This window comes from Kitasatospora sp. NPDC024654, assembly GCF_055559155.1.
This window is the reverse complement of sequence record NZ_JBVHLF010000076.1, coordinates 6,798-22,508: the sequence shown is the minus strand read 5'-3', so window position 1 is coordinate 22,508 and position 15,711 is coordinate 6,798. Positions and strand designations below refer to the sequence as shown.

At 73.1% G+C, this 15,711-nt stretch carries 11 protein-coding genes and 1 pseudogene (1 of these 12 cut by a window edge); 4 read left to right on the top strand and 8 right to left on the bottom strand.

Going from position 1 to position 15,711, the window contains the following annotated elements; all coding sequences use genetic code 11:
* Window positions 1-11 precede the first annotated feature (11 nt).
* The 4 genes from ACZ38L_RS30950 to ACZ38L_RS30935 form a co-directional block, all read right to left on the bottom strand.
* Window positions 12-659, bottom strand: coding sequence for a thymidine kinase (locus ACZ38L_RS30950; protein ID WP_396566000.1), 648 nt, complete (start codon window positions 657-659; stop codon window positions 12-14).
* Window positions 660-692: 33 nt separating this feature from the next.
* A complete protein-coding gene (locus ACZ38L_RS30945) occupies window positions 693-1,874 on the bottom strand; it encodes an alkaline phosphatase family protein (RefSeq protein ID WP_465699477.1) in 1,182 nt (393 codons plus the stop codon).
* Between the two features lie 17 nt (window positions 1,875-1,891).
* Window positions 1,892-2,482 carry a DUF5998 family protein gene (locus ACZ38L_RS30940; protein WP_465699475.1) on the bottom strand — a complete coding sequence of 197 codons (591 nt, stop codon included), beginning with the start codon at window positions 2,480-2,482 and terminating at the stop codon, window positions 1,892-1,894.
* A 105-nt stretch (window positions 2,483-2,587) separates the two neighbouring features.
* Window positions 2,588-5,398, bottom strand: a complete 2,811-nt coding sequence (locus ACZ38L_RS30935) for a bifunctional acetate--CoA ligase family protein/GNAT family N-acetyltransferase (RefSeq protein WP_465699472.1) — start codon at window positions 5,396-5,398, stop codon at window positions 2,588-2,590.
* A 138-nt stretch (window positions 5,399-5,536) separates the two neighbouring features.
* On the opposite strand from ACZ38L_RS30935, the gene ACZ38L_RS30930 reads away from it, so the two are divergent.
* The 3 genes from ACZ38L_RS30930 to opgC all read left to right on the top strand — a co-directional run bounded on the left by ACZ38L_RS30930 (window position 5,537) and on the right by opgC (window position 7,980).
* Window positions 5,537-5,815, top strand: a complete 279-nt coding sequence (locus ACZ38L_RS30930; RefSeq protein ID WP_396566008.1) for an HPr family phosphocarrier protein — start codon at window positions 5,537-5,539, stop codon at window positions 5,813-5,815.
* Window positions 5,816-5,925: 110 nt separating this feature from the next.
* The gene (locus ACZ38L_RS30925) at window positions 5,926-6,669 is read left to right on the top strand and encodes an SAM-dependent methyltransferase (RefSeq protein WP_465699470.1); all 744 of its coding nucleotides are present in this window, start codon (window positions 5,926-5,928) and stop codon (window positions 6,667-6,669) included.
* Between the two features lie 255 nt (window positions 6,670-6,924).
* Window positions 6,925-7,980 (top strand): OpgC domain-containing protein, encoded by a 1,056-nt coding sequence (opgC, locus tag ACZ38L_RS30920; RefSeq protein ID WP_465699467.1) that lies wholly within the window; start codon window positions 6,925-6,927, stop codon window positions 7,978-7,980.
* Between the two features lie 18 nt (window positions 7,981-7,998).
* On the opposite strand, the pseudogene ACZ38L_RS30915 reads toward opgC, so the two are convergent.
* From ACZ38L_RS30915 to ACZ38L_RS30900, 4 genes and pseudogenes are all read right to left on the bottom strand, one after another.
* Window positions 7,999-8,214: pseudogene (locus ACZ38L_RS30915) on the bottom strand (RtcB family protein); the annotation flags it as partial.
* Between the two features lie 585 nt (window positions 8,215-8,799).
* Window positions 8,800-10,056, bottom strand: coding sequence for an RtcB family protein (locus tag ACZ38L_RS30910; protein WP_465699465.1), 1,257 nt, complete (start codon window positions 10,054-10,056; stop codon window positions 8,800-8,802).
* A gap of 366 nt (window positions 10,057-10,422) precedes the next feature.
* Window positions 10,423-11,811: a M16 family metallopeptidase gene (locus ACZ38L_RS30905; RefSeq protein WP_465699463.1), complete on the bottom strand. Its 1,389-nt coding sequence runs from the start codon at window positions 11,809-11,811 to the stop codon at window positions 10,423-10,425.
* A complete protein-coding gene (locus ACZ38L_RS30900; protein ID WP_465699461.1) occupies window positions 11,808-13,136 on the bottom strand; it encodes a M16 family metallopeptidase in 1,329 nt (442 codons plus the stop codon). Before ACZ38L_RS30900 ends, ACZ38L_RS30905 begins: the two co-directional genes overlap by 4 nt.
* 242 nt (window positions 13,137-13,378) lie before the next feature.
* Here ACZ38L_RS30900 and ACZ38L_RS30895 point away from each other — a divergent pair, with 242 nt between their 5' ends.
* On the top strand, window positions 13,379-15,711 hold the 5' portion of the coding sequence (locus ACZ38L_RS30895) for a DNA gyrase/topoisomerase IV subunit A (RefSeq protein ID WP_465699459.1). The gene runs 154 nt beyond the window's last position; the window shows 2,333 of its 2,487 coding nt (coding positions 1-2,333); its start codon is at window positions 13,379-13,381; the stop codon falls past the right edge of the window.

The window sequence follows — 15,711 nt, the reverse complement described above, 5'->3', positions numbered from 1 at the left end:
CCTCGAGGGTGTCAGCCCTCGAACGGCAGCACGTCGGGGGAGAGCGCGGCGGCCCGGGCGGTGGCGGCGGTCAGCCGGCGGCGGTGGTGCCGGCGGCAGAGCACCTCGTAGCCGACCTCGTCCGGACTGACCGCGACGTCGCCGACCACCACCTGCGGCCCCTCGACCACCATCACTCCGCCCACCGTACGGGCGTTGTGGGTGGCCCGGGCGCCGCACCAGCAGAGCGCCTCGACCTGCAGGATCTCCACCCGGTCGGCCAGCTCGATCAGCCGCTGCGAGCCGGGGAAGAGCTTGGTGCGGAAGTCCGTGGTGATCCCGAAGGTGAAGACGTCGATGCCGAGTTCGTCGACCACCCGGGCGAGCTGGTCGACCTGCTCGGCGTCGTAGAAGTTGGCCTCGTCGCAGATCAGGTAGTCGACCCGGCCGCCGGCCGAGAGCAGCTGGACCACGTGGTGGTGGAAGTCGAAGCCGTCCGTCACCTCCACCGCCTCGGCGCGCAGGCCGAGCCTGCTGGAGATGGTGGAGGCGCCGGCCCGGTCGTGCCGGGCGAAGATGATCCCCTGCCGGCCGCGCGCGGCGTGGTTGTGGTTCATCTGCAGCGCCAGCGTCGACTTGCCGCAGTCCATCGTGCCCGAGAAGAACACCAGGTCAGCCATGGGTGGAGCGAGGACCTTTCCGGTCAGGGGTGGTCAGGCGCGGACTTCGAGCAGCGGGACGAGCTGCTCCACCGCGGTCATCGAGCCGTGCAGGCCGACCATGGTGGACTCCCCCGGCTCGTTGCGGGAGGCGATCACCGCGAGGTCGTCCCGGGCGGCGGCGACCACGTCACCGATCCGGTGGTAGACCCGGTCGTCCACCACCGGGCCGAACCAGCCAGCCGCGATCGCCTGGTCGCGGGTGGCCACCCACATCCGGTCGCCGAGCACCTCGCTCCAGACCGTGTGGACGTCGGCCGTCGCGCCGGGCACGGCGTAGACGTGCCGGGCCCGGCCCTCGCCGCCGAGCAGGGCGACACCCGCGCTGAGCTCCCAGTCCTCGTCGAAGTCGATCCGGTCCTCGGGGGCGATGTCGATCATGCCGTGGTCGGCGGTGACGTAGAGCGCGGAGCGCGGCGGCAGTTGCTCGGCCAGCCGCTGGGCGAGCCGGTCGACGGTGTTCAGCATCATCCGCCACTCGTCGGAGTCGACGCCGTAGCGGTGGCCCATCCCGTCCAGCTCGCTGACGTAGGTGTAGACCAGCGTGCGGTCGGCTGCGGCGAGCTGCCGCGCCGCCAGGTCCATCCGCTCCTCGCCGGTGGTGCGGCCGAGGAACTCACCGCCGGACAGCGCGATCTGGGTCAGCGGGGTCTGCGCGAAGAGCGGGGACGAGACCTGGCAGGCCACCACCCCCGCCGCGTGCACCTGCTCGAAGACCGTCGGGTACGGCTGCCACTCACGTGGCTCCACCGGCGGCTGCCAGCGCAGCTGGTTCATCAGCTGGTTGCGGCCCGGGATCGCCACCGTGTAGCCGGCCAGGCCGTGCAGCCCCGGCGGCAACCCGGTGCCGACCGAGGCCAGCGAGGTCGCGGTGGTGGACGGGAAGCCCGCGGTGAGCGGCTGCCCGGTCCGGCCCAGCGAACTGGGCAGCAGCGAGGTGAGGAAGGGCGCGTACTCGGGGTGGCGGCGGATCAGCTCCCAGCCGAGGCCGTCCACCAGGAAGACGCAGACCCGGTCGGCCGGGGCGATCGGCAGGGTGCCGGTGAAGCCGGCCACGCCGAGGCCGGCCGCCACCGAGGGCAGCAGGTCGCTGAGCGAGCCGCGGCCGTACTCGGGTGCGGGGGCGTCGGACGGGTCGAGGAGTTCGAAGGCGTCGTGGCTGTAGGGCATGGACATCGTCGCGGTGCCGGGCCTCAGGGCCGGGTGCTGATGGTGGCCTCGGACAGCGCCCGGGCGAAGACCAGCGCCTGGGACACCGTCTCCGGGCCGTCTCCCGCCTCGCTGACCCGCAGTGACAGGTCGTCGGCGGTCGCCGAGCCGGTGTAGCCGTGGTCGGCCTCGCAGTTCGGGTCGGAGCAGCCGGCCGGCTCCAGGTCGAGCCGCTGCACCGCGCCCCAGCCGATGGTCAGCACGACCTCGCGCGGCAGGGTGCCCGGAGTGTACGTCTCGGGGTTGGCCACCATCCGGCTCACCACGACCGAGCCGATCCGGTCCAGCCGGACGCTCTCGGTGGAGGTGGTCGCGTACGGGACCGGGCTGGTGGCGTCGGCGGCCTGCTCGTCGGTGTGGCTCACCACGAACCTGGTCGCGGTCAGCACCAGGACCGTGACGTGCCGGCGGACCTCGTTGGCATCGAAGGTGGTCTCCTGGTGGACCAGGTACGAGGTGATCGGCTCGGGGCCCACCGCGGACTCCACGGCCTCGGACACCAGCGCCGGGTAGTAGCCGCTGCGCTCGATCGCCGAGCGCAGGTCCTGCGTGGTGGTGGTACCGGTCTTCGCCATAACTCCATCCTGGCATGTCCCGCCGACGCAGCGGGCTGGACTGCGCCGTACTTCCGTACCGGGCCGGCGGCGGACCGCCGCCCGGAGGCGCGCAACCCAGGAAGGCTACAGGGTGCTCATGGCGCGCGGGCCCAGATCGGTGCGGACCGGCAGCGGCGCGATCCGCACCCTGGCTCCCAGGATCGCCAGGCCGTGCGGGGCCACCACCACGGGTTCGAGTTCGATCGACGCCAGCTCGGGGACGTCGTCGACCAGTTGGGAGACCCGGAGCAACAGGTCCTCCAGCGCACCGGTGTCCACCGGGTCCGCGCCGCGCCAGCCGAACAGCAGCGGCGCCGCCCGCACCTCGCGGACCAGCGAGGCGACCTCGACGTCGGTCGCCGGGATCAGCCGGTGCGCCACATCGCCGAAGAGCTCGGCCGGGGCCCCGGCCAGGCCGAAGGCCAGGATCGCTCCGACCGCCGGGTCCACGGTGGCGCCGATCACGGTGTCCACGCCGCGCGCGGCCATCCGCTGCACCACCAGCTCGGCCCGCGCCGCGCCGCCGAGCAGCGCGTCCAGCTCGCGATGGGCGCGCCGCAGCCCGTCCTCGTCGGTCAGGTCGAGCCGGACGCTGCCGAGATCGGGCCGGTGCTGCAGGTGGCCGGCGGTCGCCTTGAGCGCCACCGGGTAGCCGAGCTCGGCGGCGGCCCGGACCGCCTGCTCCTCCTCCGGGGCGGGCAGCACCGGGTGGACGTCGATGCCGTAGTGCGCGAGCAGGGCGGTGGCGTCCGGATCGGGCAGGGTGAACCGGGCGCCGCCGGGCTGGGTGCTGGCGGCGGTGGCGGTCCGGGTGCCCAGGGCCTGCTCGACCAGGCGGCGGGCGGCGGGCGGGTCGATCCGGTCCAGCTCGGGCACCCGGGCGGTCTGCTCGGCCTCCTCGGCGTCGCGGCGCCACTGGCCGTAGCGCACGACGTGCGCGAGCGCGCGCACCGCGCGTTCGGGCGCCGGGTAGGCCGGGACGGTGTGCTCGGGGGTGCGCAGCCGGCCGGGCAGGTCGGTGAGCGCGAGGTGGGTCAGCAGCAGCGGCTTGCCCAGCCGGCGGGCCCGGGCCGCGGCGGCCAGCAGTGCCTCGCCGAGCTCCGGGTCGGTGGGCGGCAGCTCCTGGTCGCCCACGAAGTCCTGGCCGGAGGTGGCGATCGGCGGGATCGCGACGGCGATCACCGCGTCCACCGCGCGGTCGGCGAGCGCGGTCTCCAGGGCGATCCGGAAGTTCTCCCCGGTGGCGGCGGTGGTCAGGTCCACCGGGGTGCGCGGGCGCAGCCCGGCGCCCAGGCAGGCGTCGTGGGTGAGCAGGCCGAGCGAGTCGGAGTTGCCGACCACCGCGACCCGGTCGCCGGCCGGCAGCGGCTGGTGGGCGAGCAACTCGCCGGTGTCCAGGAGTTCGGTGATGGTCTCCACCCGGACCACCCCGGCCTGCTGGAAGAGCGCGTCGACGGTGCTGTCGTGCAGCCCGGTGGAGGGCGGCGGGACGGCGTGGCCGGGCGGCAGGCTGCCGGTGTGCCGGGCACCCTTCACCACCACCACCGGCTTGCTCGAGGCGAGCCGCCGGGCGATCCGGGTGAACTTGCGCGGGTTGCCGAACGACTCCAGGTAGAGCAGCACCACGTCGGTGGCCGGGTCCTCCTCCCAGTACTGCAGCAGGTCGTTACCGGAGACGTCGGCCCGGTTGCCGACCGAGGCGAAGGAGGAGACCCCGAGCCCGCGGCGGTGCGCGGCCTCCAGCAGGGCGACCCCGATCGCACCGGACTGGCAGAAGATCCCGAACCGCCCGGCCCGTGGCAGGGCGGGCGCCAGCGAGGCGTTCAGCGGGTGCTCGGGGGCGGTGTTGATCAGCCCGAACGCGTTGGGGCCGATCACCCGCATGCCGGCCGCGCGGGCCTGGCGGACCAGCGCCCGCTGCCGGTCGCGGCCGGCCGGTCCGGTCTCCGCGTAGCCCGCGGTGACCACCACCAGGCCGCGCACGCCGTGCGCGCCGCACTGCGCGACCACGGTCGGCACCACCTCGGCGGGCACCGCCAGGATCGCCAGGTCCACCGGGTCGGGGATCTCCAGGACCGAGCGGTACACCGGCAGCCCGTCCAGCTCGGTGCCGGGCGGGGCGGCGCTGTTCACCGCGTACACCGGCCCGGTGAAGCCGCCGGTCCGCACGTCGCGCAGCAGCGCCCGGCCGGCCGAGCGGGCGGTGCGCGAGACGCCGATCACCGCGACCGAGCGCGGGGCCAGCAGCCGCTGCACCGAGCGCGCCTCGGCCCGGTGCTCGCGGGCGCGCATCACGGCCAGCGAGGCGGCGGTGGGTTCGAGGTCGAACTCGAGGTGCAGCACGCCGTCGGCGAAGCTGCGCCGCTGGGTGTAGCCGGCGTCGGTGAAGACCTTGGCCATCTTGCGGTTCTCGGGCAGCACCTCGGCGGTGAAGCGGCGGATGCCGCGTTCCTGGGCGACCGCGGCGATGTGCTCCAGCAGCACCGAGCCGACCCCGCGGCCGTGGTGGGCGTCCTGCACCAGGAAGGCCACCTCGGCCTCGGTGCCGGTGTCGGAGGGGCGGCCGGTGCTGTCGATCCGGTCGAAGCGGACGGTGGCGATGAAGCGGTCGCGGACCACCACGGCCAGGCCGACCCGGTTGACGTAGTCGTGGTGGGTGAAGCGCTGGACGTCCTTCTCGGACAGCCGGGGGTAGGGCGCGAAGAACCGGAAGTACTTCGACTGGTCGGAGACCTGCGCGTAGAACTCCACCAGCCGCTCGGCGTCGGCCGGAGTGATCGGCCGGATCCGCGCGGCGGCGCCGTCGCGCAGCAGGATGTCGGCCTCCCAGTGCTGGGGGTAGCCGGTCGGGTCGCCGGGAGCCGCGGCGCGCTCCTGGGCCTGGGGGTCGTCCACGCCGCCAGGCTATCCGGCGACGGGCCGGATGGCGCCCGACCGAACTCCGTTCGACCGGGGGGACCGTTTCGGTCCCGGCCGTGCCAGAATGGTCTAGACAACACGGCTCCAAGCAGCACCACCTGAAAGGCACGTCACATGGCTGAGCGCCGCGTCACCATCGGTTGGCCCGAGGGCCTGCACGCCCGTCCCGCCTCCGTCTTCGTCCGTGCGGCGGCCGCCGTCGGCGTGCCCGTCACCATCGCCAAGGCCGGCGGCAACCCGGTCAACGCGGCCTCGATGCTCGGGCTGCTGGCGCTCGGTGCCGAGGGCGGCGACGAGGTCGTGCTGGCCTCCGACGCCGAGGGCGCGGACGCCGCGCTGGACCGGCTCGCCAAGATGGTCCAGGAGGGCTTGGACGAGCTGCCCGCGGCCTGAGCCCGGACCTCCCGGAGGGGTGCCCGCCGAACACCGGCGGCGCACCCCTCCGGCGTGTCCGCCGCGGAAAACAGCCTGCGGCCGGGCCGCGGCTCTGCGAGGCTGCTCGGATGGACCGTAGCCTGCGCTCCCGCCTCGCCCACGCCCACCATCCGATCGCCGCGCCGCTGAGCGACCCGTCGGTCGCCACGCTGCTCGCCCGGGCTCTTCGCCGGGGCGACGAGCGGCTGCTCGACCTCGGCTGCGGCGAGGCCGCCTGGCTGCTGCGCGCGCTGGCCGCGCACCCGGGGGTGACCGCGGACGGCGTCGATCTCGATCCGGACGGGCTCGCCCGGGCCCAGCGGGCCGCCGAACAGCTCGGGGTGGCCCGACGGCTCGGCCTGCACCACCGCGCGGCGGCCGAGTTCACCGCGCCGCACCCCTACGACCTGGTACTCAGCGTCGGCGCCACGCACGCCTTCGGCGGCCCGCTGCCCACCCTGGCCGCGGCCCGCGGACACCTCGCGCCCGGCGGTGCCGTGCTGCTCGGCGAGGGCTACTGGCAGACCCCGCCCGGCGAGGCGGCCACCGCCGCGCTCGGCGGCTCGCCCGACGAGTTCGACGACCTGCCCACCCTGGTCGAACGGATCGTCGCGGACGGCTGGATCCCGGTGTACGCGCACCTCAGCACCCAGCACGAACTGGACGACTACGAGTGGTGCTGGACCGGCTCACTGGCCGGCTGGGCGCTCGACCACCCCGAACTCCCCGAAGCTGCCGAGGCCTTGGCGGCGGCCACCGCCCACCGCACCGGCTGGCTCCGCGGCTACCGCGGCACCTTCGGCTTCGTCACGTTCCTGCTGCGCCCGGCCTGACCGTCCCGGCGGCGCCTCAACCCGGGGCAGGGACCCCGCTTCCTGAAGCACCGTTGACGCCGTCCCGAGCCGCCGCGCCCGGGACGGCGGAACAGCTCACGCTGAGCTGAGCCTGTTCTCAGGCCGTTCAAAGGCAGGCCTGGCGGACTGACCTGCATGACGTCTCTGCTTCTGCCCGCCACGGCCCCAGCCAACGTCACTGCCCCCGCCCCCCGCGAGGCCTCACCACCCGTTGTCGCCCCGAAACGTGCCCGCGTGGTCACGCTCGATCTGATGCGCGGCTACTACGTGGGCGTGCTCGCCGCGATCCACCTCAGCTACGTCCCCTCCCTGCTCGGCCTGTTCGACGGTCGCGGCGGGCTGCTGGTCTCCGAGGCCGAGGGCTTCTTCCTGATCTCCGGGCTGCTGGTGGGCATGCTGCGCCGCCGCGACCTGGAACGGCACGGGCTACTGCGGGTGGCGCGCAACTCGTGGCAGCGGGCCGGGCAGCTGTACGTGGTCGCGGTCACCCTCACGCTGCTCTTCACCTGGATCGGCCGGGTGGCGCTCGCGCACGGCAGGACGCAGGTCAAGGTCGGCCTCGACGATCACTCCACGCCACTGACGCTGCTGGTCAACGCGCTGACGCTGCGCTACACCTACGGCTGGGCGGACTTCCTGAGCTTCTACGTCCCGATGTTCCTGCTCGCACCCCTGACGGTGTGGCTGCTCTCCCGCCGGCTGGCACCACTGATGCTGCTGTTGGCCTACGCGGGCTTCCTGCTGCCCTCGTACTTCGACACCGGCTCCTGCGCTCCGTTCCTGCAGTGGGGGGTGTACTTCTTCCTCGGCATGACCGCGGGCTACCACTGGGACGACATCCGGCGCCTGATGGCCCGGATGTCGCCCGCGCCGCGGCGCGCCCTGCGGGTCGGCCTGGTCGTGGCCACCCTGCTGATCTACGCCGTCGGCATGGTCCTGCTCTACCACCCCACCCTGGTGTCCGCTTCGGGCACCTACGACCACCTGTTCCAGAACAACCGGCTCGGTCTGTTGCGGCCCCTGCTGGCGCCGGTGAGCGTCGCCGGCACGTACCTCCTGGTCCGACGGTTCGAGGAGCCGATCGCGCGCACCGCCGGGAAGGTCCTGCTGCCGTTCGGCCGGAGCTCGCTGTACGTCTACGTCGCGCAGAGCTTCTTCGTCTTCCTGGTGCCGTTCGTGTTCGGACCGCGCGGGTTCTGGTTCAACACCGCGTTCGACCTCTCGGTGATCGCGGCGATCCTGCTCGGGGTGCGCACGAGGTTCCTGGCGTTCCTGATCCCCCGCGCCTGATCCGCCGGCGGACCAGCCCTACACGCGGAGCACCTGCTCGCGGTGGGCGACCACCGCGAGCAGGTGCTGCTGTTCCATCACCTTCCCAGCCGGCTCGCGGGCGCCCGGGATCTCGTCCACCACGCCCGCGTCCTTGCGGCACTCCACGCCCCGGGTCTGCTCCACCAGGTCCCGGGTGGTGAACCGCTCCTTCACCGCCGCCCGGCCCGTCCTGCGACCGGCCCCGCGCGAGGCCGGTCGCCCGGAGCCTCCAGGGGCACGTCAGGAGCCCCCCGGGTGCCGTCCCGACCCGCGGCCACAACTTCGTTTCCGTCAGGCGGAGTTGCACAGCCGTCCGCATCTGCGGGTTTGCGCACCTGGCATTGTCGGTGCACGGATCGCCCGGCTCCACCGGCCACCGTGACGTCGGTTCCGCCGATGTACGACGCCAGGGGCGAGCGAGCAGGGCAATGACGGGAGCGACCTCCTCGGGGCGCCCCATCCGCCCCAGCGGTACTCCTCGGCGCCGCACCCAGTCGGCCGCCCACCGCTCGTAGGACTCGGCACTGCCGCAGACGGCGTGGAGGGCCCGCTGCCGTTCCGTGTCGATGACGTCCCACCGCTCCGCCGCCGTCCGGATGAACCCCGCCACCGCGGGCTCGTCACGCACGTCGCACACGTGCAGGTACAGGCCCTCCCGCCGGCGCCCACGCTCGTGCCGACCGCTGCCCGTCCCTGGCGCAGGTCGCCACCCGGGCGCCCTCCGACAGCAGCAGCTCGACCGCCGAGCGCCCCGCCCCGGTTGTCCCCACACCTACCGGAGGCGGGCCCGGACGCGGCTCAACCCTTGACGCAGACGATCTGCTTCAGCTCGGTGACGACTTGGACAAGGTCCTTCTGCTGCTCCATGACCTTGTCGATCGACTTGTACGCGCCCGGGATCTCGTCCACCACGCCCGCGTCCTTGCGGCACTCCACGCCCCGGGTCTGCTCCACCAGGTCCCGGGTGGTGAACCGCTTCTTCGCCGCCGTCCGGCTCATCTTCCGACCGGCGCCGTGCGAGGCCGAGTTGAACGAGGCCGGGTTGCCCAGACCACGGACGATGAACGAGCTGGTGCCCATCGAGCCGGGGATGATCCCCCACTCCCCCGCGCCCGCGTGGATCGCACCCTTCCGGGTGACCAGCAGGTCGACGCCGTCGTACCGCTCCTCGCTCACGTAGTTGTGATGGCAGCTGATGACGCCGGGGCGGTACTCGACCGTCCTCATCACGCCTTGGCCGTCTTCCTGCCGGCAGCTGACGACCGGATCGAAGCCGACCTTCGCCCGGCGGAACTCGCTGCGGACCACGTCCTGGAAGAGCGCCATCATGATCGCCCGATTGCGCTTGGCGTACTCCTGCGCCCAGAACAGGTCCTGCCGGTAGGCGGCCATCTGCGGGGTGTCCGCGATGAAGACCGCCAGGTCGCGGTCGGGCAGGCCCTGGTTGTGCGGGAGCGAGCGGGCCACGGTCATGTGGTGCTCGGCCAGTTCCTTGCCGATGTTGCGCGAACCGGAGTGCAGCATCAGCCAGACCGAGCCGTCGGTGTCCAGGCAGAACTCGATGAAGTGGTTGCCGCTGCCCAGCGTGCCCATCTGCTGCAGGGCCCGCTCGCGCCGCCAGCGGACCTCCGGGGCGACCGCGTCGAAGCGGTCCCAGAAGTCGTCCCAGCCCGAGGTCGGCAGGCCGTGCATCCGGCGCGGGTCGACCGGGTCGCCGTGCATGCCACGGCCGACCGGGATCATCTGCTCGATCCTGGAGCGCAGCCGGCCCAGGTCGTCGGGCAGGTCACCGGCCGTGAGCGAGGTCTTCACCGCGCTCATCCCGCAACCGATGTCGACCCCGACCGCGGCCGGGCAGACCGCGCCGTTCATGGCGATGACCGAGCCGACGGTCGCGCCCTTGCCGAGATGCACGTCCGGCATCACGGCCAGACCGTGCAGCCAGGGCAGTGAGGAGATGTTGCGCAGCTGCTGCATCGCCGCGCCTTCCACCGTCGCCGGATCCGTCCACATCCGGATCGGGACCCGGGCACCGGGAACTTCGGTGTACGACATGGTGAGCTGACCCCCAAAGGTCGATATGTCCAGGGTAGAACTGCCACGCGAAGCGTCCGGCATGGCTCGGGAAGTCGATGAACAGCCCGGCGCGGGGCCCGGGGAAGGGGACTCAGGCGGCGCGTCGGCGCAGCGAGGCGCGTGGGGAGGAGGACGGCCTCGGGGAGCGCAGGGCGTACCGGCGCCTGCCTGGGTGCTCGACCCGCATGATGACCGCCTCCTCTCCGATGCCGGTGATCCGAAACCGGTGATCCGATGCCGCACCGCGCGGCAGGGCTATCTACCCACGGGCCGCACGGCCCGGGCAAGCCAATAAAAGGAGGCCCGGCGGGTGCTTCCGCCGGGCCTCCTGAGGACGGGTCAGGGTCAGGACGACACGACGCTGACCTCGCCGATACCGAGCTCCTTCACCGGGTCGGCGATCACCGCGGCGTCCCCGACCAGGACGGTGACCAGCCGGTCCGGCTGGAAGCCCTCGACCACGGCGGCGGTGGCGGCCGCGGTGTCGAGCTCGGCCAACTGCCGGTAGACCTCCGCCTGGAAGTCGTCCGGCAGCTGCTGCTCGACCTGGTCGGCGAGCGTGCCGGCGACCGAGCCGGCCGTCTCGTACTTGAGCGGCGCGACGCCGACCAGGAACTGCACGGCCTCCTCGCGCTCACCGTCGGTGAGGCCCTCGGCGGCCAGGGTGCGCAGGATGGTCCAGGTGTCGGCCAGCGCGGGCGCGGTGGACGCGGTGTCCACCGAGCCGCTGATCGCCAGCAGCGCGCGCCCCGAGCCGTCGGCCGCCGAGCGCAGCGGCTGGGCGAAGGAGCGGACGCCGTAGGTGTAGCCCTTCTCCTCGCGCAGCACCCGGTCGAGCCGGGAGGTGAGGGTGCCGCCCAGGCAGTAGGTGCCGAGGGTCTGGGCGGCCCAGGCGGGATCGTGCCGGTCCGGGCCGATCCGGCCGATCAGCAGCTGGGTCTGCACCGAGCCGGGCCGGTCGACGATGATCACTCGCGCGGTGTCGTCCGCGGTGACCGGCGCCGGGACGCTAGGCTCGGCCGACTCGCCGGTCCAGCCGCCGAGGGTGGCCTCCAGCAGGGCGGGCAGGTCGACCCCGGTGAGGTCGCCGACCACCACGGCGGTGGCGGTGGCCGGGCGGACGTGCGCGGCGTAGAAGGCCTGGACGGCGGCGCGGTCGATCGGCTTGACCGTCTCGGCGGTGCCGCCGCGTGGACGGGAGAGCCGGTCGGCGGCGTCGAACAGCTCGGCGTAGAGCGCCTTGGCGGCGCGCCGGGCCGGGTTGGCCTGCTCGTGGACGATCTCGTCGAGCCGGTTGGCGACCAGCCGCTCGATCTCGTCGGCGGGCAGCGCGGGGGCGCGCAGGGCGTCGGCGAGCAGGTTGAGGCCGCGCTCCAGCCGGGAGGCCGGAACCTCCAGAGCGAGCCGGATGCCGAGGTGGTCGGCGTGCGCGTCCAGCGTGGCGCCGGCGCGCTCCAGCTCACCGGCGTACTCCTCGGCGGTGAGCGTGTCGGTGCCCGCGGTGAAGGCCCGGGCGAGGATGCCGGCCACCCCGTCCAGCCCGGCCGGCTCGGCGGCGAGCGGTGCGTCGAGCAGCACCTCGACGGCCACCAGCTGCTGGCCGGGGCGGTCGCAGTGCAGCACGGTCAGCCCGTTGGCGAGCCGGCCGCGGGTCGGCGCGGGGAACGCCCACGGGGTCGGCGTGCCGGGCTGCGGCTGCGGGTGGAAGGTCATGGCGGGGACGTAGGCGCTCATGCGGCGTCCTCCTCGTCGGTCGCGGCGTCGTCGGCGTTGGTGGGCTCGTAGACCAGGACGGCGCGGTTGTCCGGCCGCAGCCGGGCCGCGGCGATCGCCCTGACCTCCTCGGCGGTGACGTCGAGGACCCGCTCCAGCGCGCCGTTGAGCAGCTTCGGGTCGCCGAACAGCACGGCGTAGCGGCACAGTTCGTCGGCCCGGCCGCTGACCGTGGTGAGCCGGTCGAGCCACTCGCGCTCGATCTGGGCCTGCGCCCGCTCCAGCTCCTCGGGGGTCGGGCCCTCGGCGGCGAACCGGGCCAGCTCCTCGTCGATCGCCCGGTCGATCCGGTCGATGGTGGCGTCGCCCGAGGACTTCACGTCCAACCAGCCCAGCGAGGGGGCGCCGGCGAGCCGGAGCATGCCGAACCCGGCCGAGACCGCGCTGCGGTCGCGGCGGACCAGGCGGTTGTAGAGCCGGCTGGACTCGCCGGAGCCGAGCACGGTGAGCGCCAGGTCGGCGGCGTCGGCCTCGCGGGTGCCGTCGTGCGGCAGGCGGTAGGCGGCCATCAGCGCGCGGGCCGGGACCTCCTCCTCGACCAGCTCGCGCAGCTCCTGCCCGATGGTCTCGGGCAGCGTGCCGTCCCGCGGCGGCTGCTTGCCGTCGTGGCCGGGGATGCTGCCGAAGTACTTCTCGATCCAGGCGACGGTCTGCTCCGGGTCGATGTCGCCGACCACCGACAGCACCGCGTTGTTGGGTGCGTAGTAGGTGCGGAAGAACGCCCGGGCGTCCTCCAGCGTGGCGGCGTCCAGGTCGGCCATCGAGCCGATGGGGGTGTGGTGGTACGGGTGCCCCTCCGGGTACGAGAGCGCGGTGAGCCTCTCGAACGCCGTGCCGTACGGGACGTTGTCGTAGCGCTGGCGGCGCTCGTTCTTGACGACGTCGCGCTGGTTCTCCATCGAGGTGTCGTCCAACGCGGCCAGCAGCGAGCCCATCCGGTCCGCCTCCAGCCAGAGCGCGAGCTCCAGCTGGTGGGCGGGCATGGTCTCGAAGTAGTTGGTGCGCTCGAAGCTGGTGGTGCCGTTGAGCGAACCGCCGGCGCCCTGGACCAGCTCGAAGTGGCCGTTGTTGGAGACGCTCGCGGAGCCCTGGAACATCAGGTGCTCGAAGAGGTGGGCGAGACCCGTACGGCCCTGCACCTCATGGCGGGAGCCGACGTCGTACCAGAGACAGACGGCGGCCACCGGGGTGAGGTGGTCCTCGGAGAGCACCACGCGAAGGCCGTTGGCCAGCCGGTGCTCGGTGATGGCGATACCGCCGGTGGAGGCGGGGGCCGGATTGGCCATGCGCTCGGGTCCTTCCCGTCGGATGGGTCGGGGGGTGTCTACGGCCCCCATTGTGGTGCAACGATCGAAACGCCGGGACACGTCCGCGCGGGCCGGGCGTTCGCCACCGGCGGAAGTCGCCGGCGGTGGTCCTCACGAAGGCCACTGGCGGGCGCTGTCCGCCGGAGGGTCCACAATGGGGGTCGCCGTACCCCCGTGACGACACGTGAAGCAGCTGACAGACGCAAGGGAGCCCCGCCGCGATGGCCCGCCGCAGTTCGCCGACCCCGCCGCCCGGAGACTTCGAGGAGCAGATCCTCGACGTCGACGTCGTGGACGAGATGCAGCGCTCCTACCTCGAGTACGCCTACTCGGTGATCTACTCCCGCGCCCTGCCGGACGCGCGGGACGGTCTCAAGCCGGTGCACCGCCGCATCCTCTACCAGGCCAACGAGATGGGCCTGCGCCCCGAGCGCGCCCACGTGAAGTGCGCCCGCGTGGTCGGCGAGGTGATGGGTCGGCTGCACCCGCACGGGGACGCCTCGATCTACGACTCGATCGTCCGGATGGCACAGCCCTTCTCGATGCGGGTCCCGCTGATCGACGGCCACGGCAACTTCGGCTCGCTCGGCAACGACGACCCGCCGGCCGCGATGCGCTACACCGAGTCCCGGCTGACGGCGGCCTCGATGTCGCTGGTGGAGTCGATCCACGAGGAGACCGTCGACTTCGGCCCCAACTACGACGGCAGCGAGCAGGAACCGGTGGTGCTCCCGGCCGCCTTCCCGAACCTGCTGGTCAACGGCTCCTCCGGGATCGCGGTCGGGATGGCGACCAACATGCCGCCGCACAACCTGAGCGAGGTGATCGCCGCCGCCCGGCACCTGATCAAGCACCCGGGCGCCGACCTCGACACGCTCATGCGGTTCATCCCCGGCCCGGACCTGCCGACCGGCGGCCGGATCGTCGGCCTCTCCGGCATCCGGGACGCCTACGAGACCGGCCGCGGCACGTTCAGGATGCGCGCCACCGCGACGGTGGAGAACGTCACCGCCCGCCGCAAGGGCATCGTGGTGACCGAACTGCCGTTCGCGGTCGGGCCGGAGAAGGTGATCGCCAAGATCAAGGACCTGGTCAACGCGAAGAAGCTGCAGGGCATCGCGGACATCAAGGACCTGACCGACCGCGAGCACGGGCTGCGCCTGGTCATCGAGGTCAAGAACGGCTTCGTCCCCGAGGCGCTGCTCGAGCAGCTCTACAAGCTGACGCCGCTGGAGGAGACCTTCGGCATCAACAACGTGGCGCTGGTGGACGGCCAGCCGCTCACGCTGGGCCTCAAGGAACTGCTGGAGGTCTACGTCGACCACCGCTTCGAGGTGGTCCGCCGGCGCAGCGACTTCCGCCGCCGCAAGCGGCAGGAGCGACTGCACCTGGTCGAGGGCCTGTTGGTGGCGCTCGTCGACATCGACGAGGTGATCGCGCTGATCCGGTCCAGCGACAACGCGGCGCAGGCCAAGGAGCGGTTGATCGAGCGGTTCGGGCTCTCCGAGGTGCAGACCGCGTACATCCTGGACACCCCGCTGCGCCGGCTGACCCGCTTCGACCGGGTGGAGCTGGAGGCCGAGCAGGCCAAGCTGACCGCGGAGATCACCGAGCTGACCGAGATCCTGGAGTCGGACGGCAAGCTGCGCAGCGTGGTCTCCGGTGAGCTGGGCGCGGTCGCCAAGCAGTTCGGCACCGAGCGGCGCACCGTGCTGCTGGAGTCCGGCGCCGTTCCGTCGGCGGCGCTGGCCGTGCCGCTGGAGGTGGCCGACGACCCGTGCCGGGTGCTGCTCTCCTCGACCGGCCTGCTGGCCCGGACGGCGGACGGCGAGCCGATGGAGGCCGGCGAGTCCCGGGCCAAGCACGACCTGATCGTCTCGGCCGTGCCGGCCACCGCGCGGGCCGACGTGGGCGCGGTGACCTCGGTCGGGCGGGTGTTGCGACTGCCGGTGATCGACCTGCCGGCCTTGCCGCCGCAGCGCGCGATGTCGCTGGCGGGCGGCGCACCGGTCAGCGAGTTCCTGCGGCTGGAGGCCGAGGAGCGGGTGATCGCGCTGACCACGTTGGACGAGTCCTCGCCCGGCCTGGCCCTGGGCACGGTGCAGGGCGTGGTCAAGCGGGTGGTGCCGGAGTGGCCGGCCAACAAGGACGAGTTCGAGGTGATCGCGCTCAGGGAGGGCGACGAGCTGGTGGGCGCGGTGGAGCTGCGCACCGGCGAGGAGGACCTGGTCTTCATCACCAGCGACGCCCAGCTGCTGCGCTACCCGGCGGGCCAGGTCCGCCCGCAGGGCCGTCCGGCGGGCGGGATGGCCGGGATCAAGCTCGCGGAGGGCGCCCGGGTGCTCTCCTTCACCGCGGTGGACCCGGCGGAGGACGCCGTGGTGGTCTCGGTGGCCGGTGCCTCCGGCACCCTCGCCGGCGAGGAGCAGACCAGCTGGAAGATGACGCCGTTCGAGCAGTACCCGCGCAAGGGCCGGGCCACCGGCGGCGTGCGCTGCCAGCGCTTCCTGCGCGGCGAGGACGTGCTGGCCTTCGCCTGGGCGGGGGCCGCGCC

Coding starts and splice junctions, on each gene's coding strand:
- ACZ38L_RS30950 (WP_396566000.1), bottom strand. CDS start 659: ATGGCTGACCTGGTGTTCTTCTCGGGCACGATGGACTGCGGCAAGTCG.
- ACZ38L_RS30945 (WP_465699477.1), bottom strand. CDS start 1,874: ATGTCCATGCCCTACAGCCACGACGCCTTCGAACTCCTCGACCCGTCC.
- ACZ38L_RS30940 (WP_465699475.1), bottom strand. CDS start 2,482: ATGGCGAAGACCGGTACCACCACCACGCAGGACCTGCGCTCGGCGATC.
- ACZ38L_RS30930 (WP_396566008.1), top strand. CDS start 5,537: ATGGCTGAGCGCCGCGTCACCATCGGTTGGCCCGAGGGCCTGCACGCC.
- ACZ38L_RS30925 (WP_465699470.1), top strand. CDS start 5,926: ATGGACCGTAGCCTGCGCTCCCGCCTCGCCCACGCCCACCATCCGATC.
- ACZ38L_RS30910 (WP_465699465.1), bottom strand. CDS start 10,056: ATGTCGTACACCGAAGTTCCCGGTGCCCGGGTCCCGATCCGGATGTGG.
- ACZ38L_RS30905 (WP_465699463.1), bottom strand. CDS start 11,811: ATGAGCGCCTACGTCCCCGCCATGACCTTCCACCCGCAGCCGCAGCCC.
- ACZ38L_RS30900 (WP_465699461.1), bottom strand. CDS start 13,136: ATGGCCAATCCGGCCCCCGCCTCCACCGGCGGTATCGCCATCACCGAG.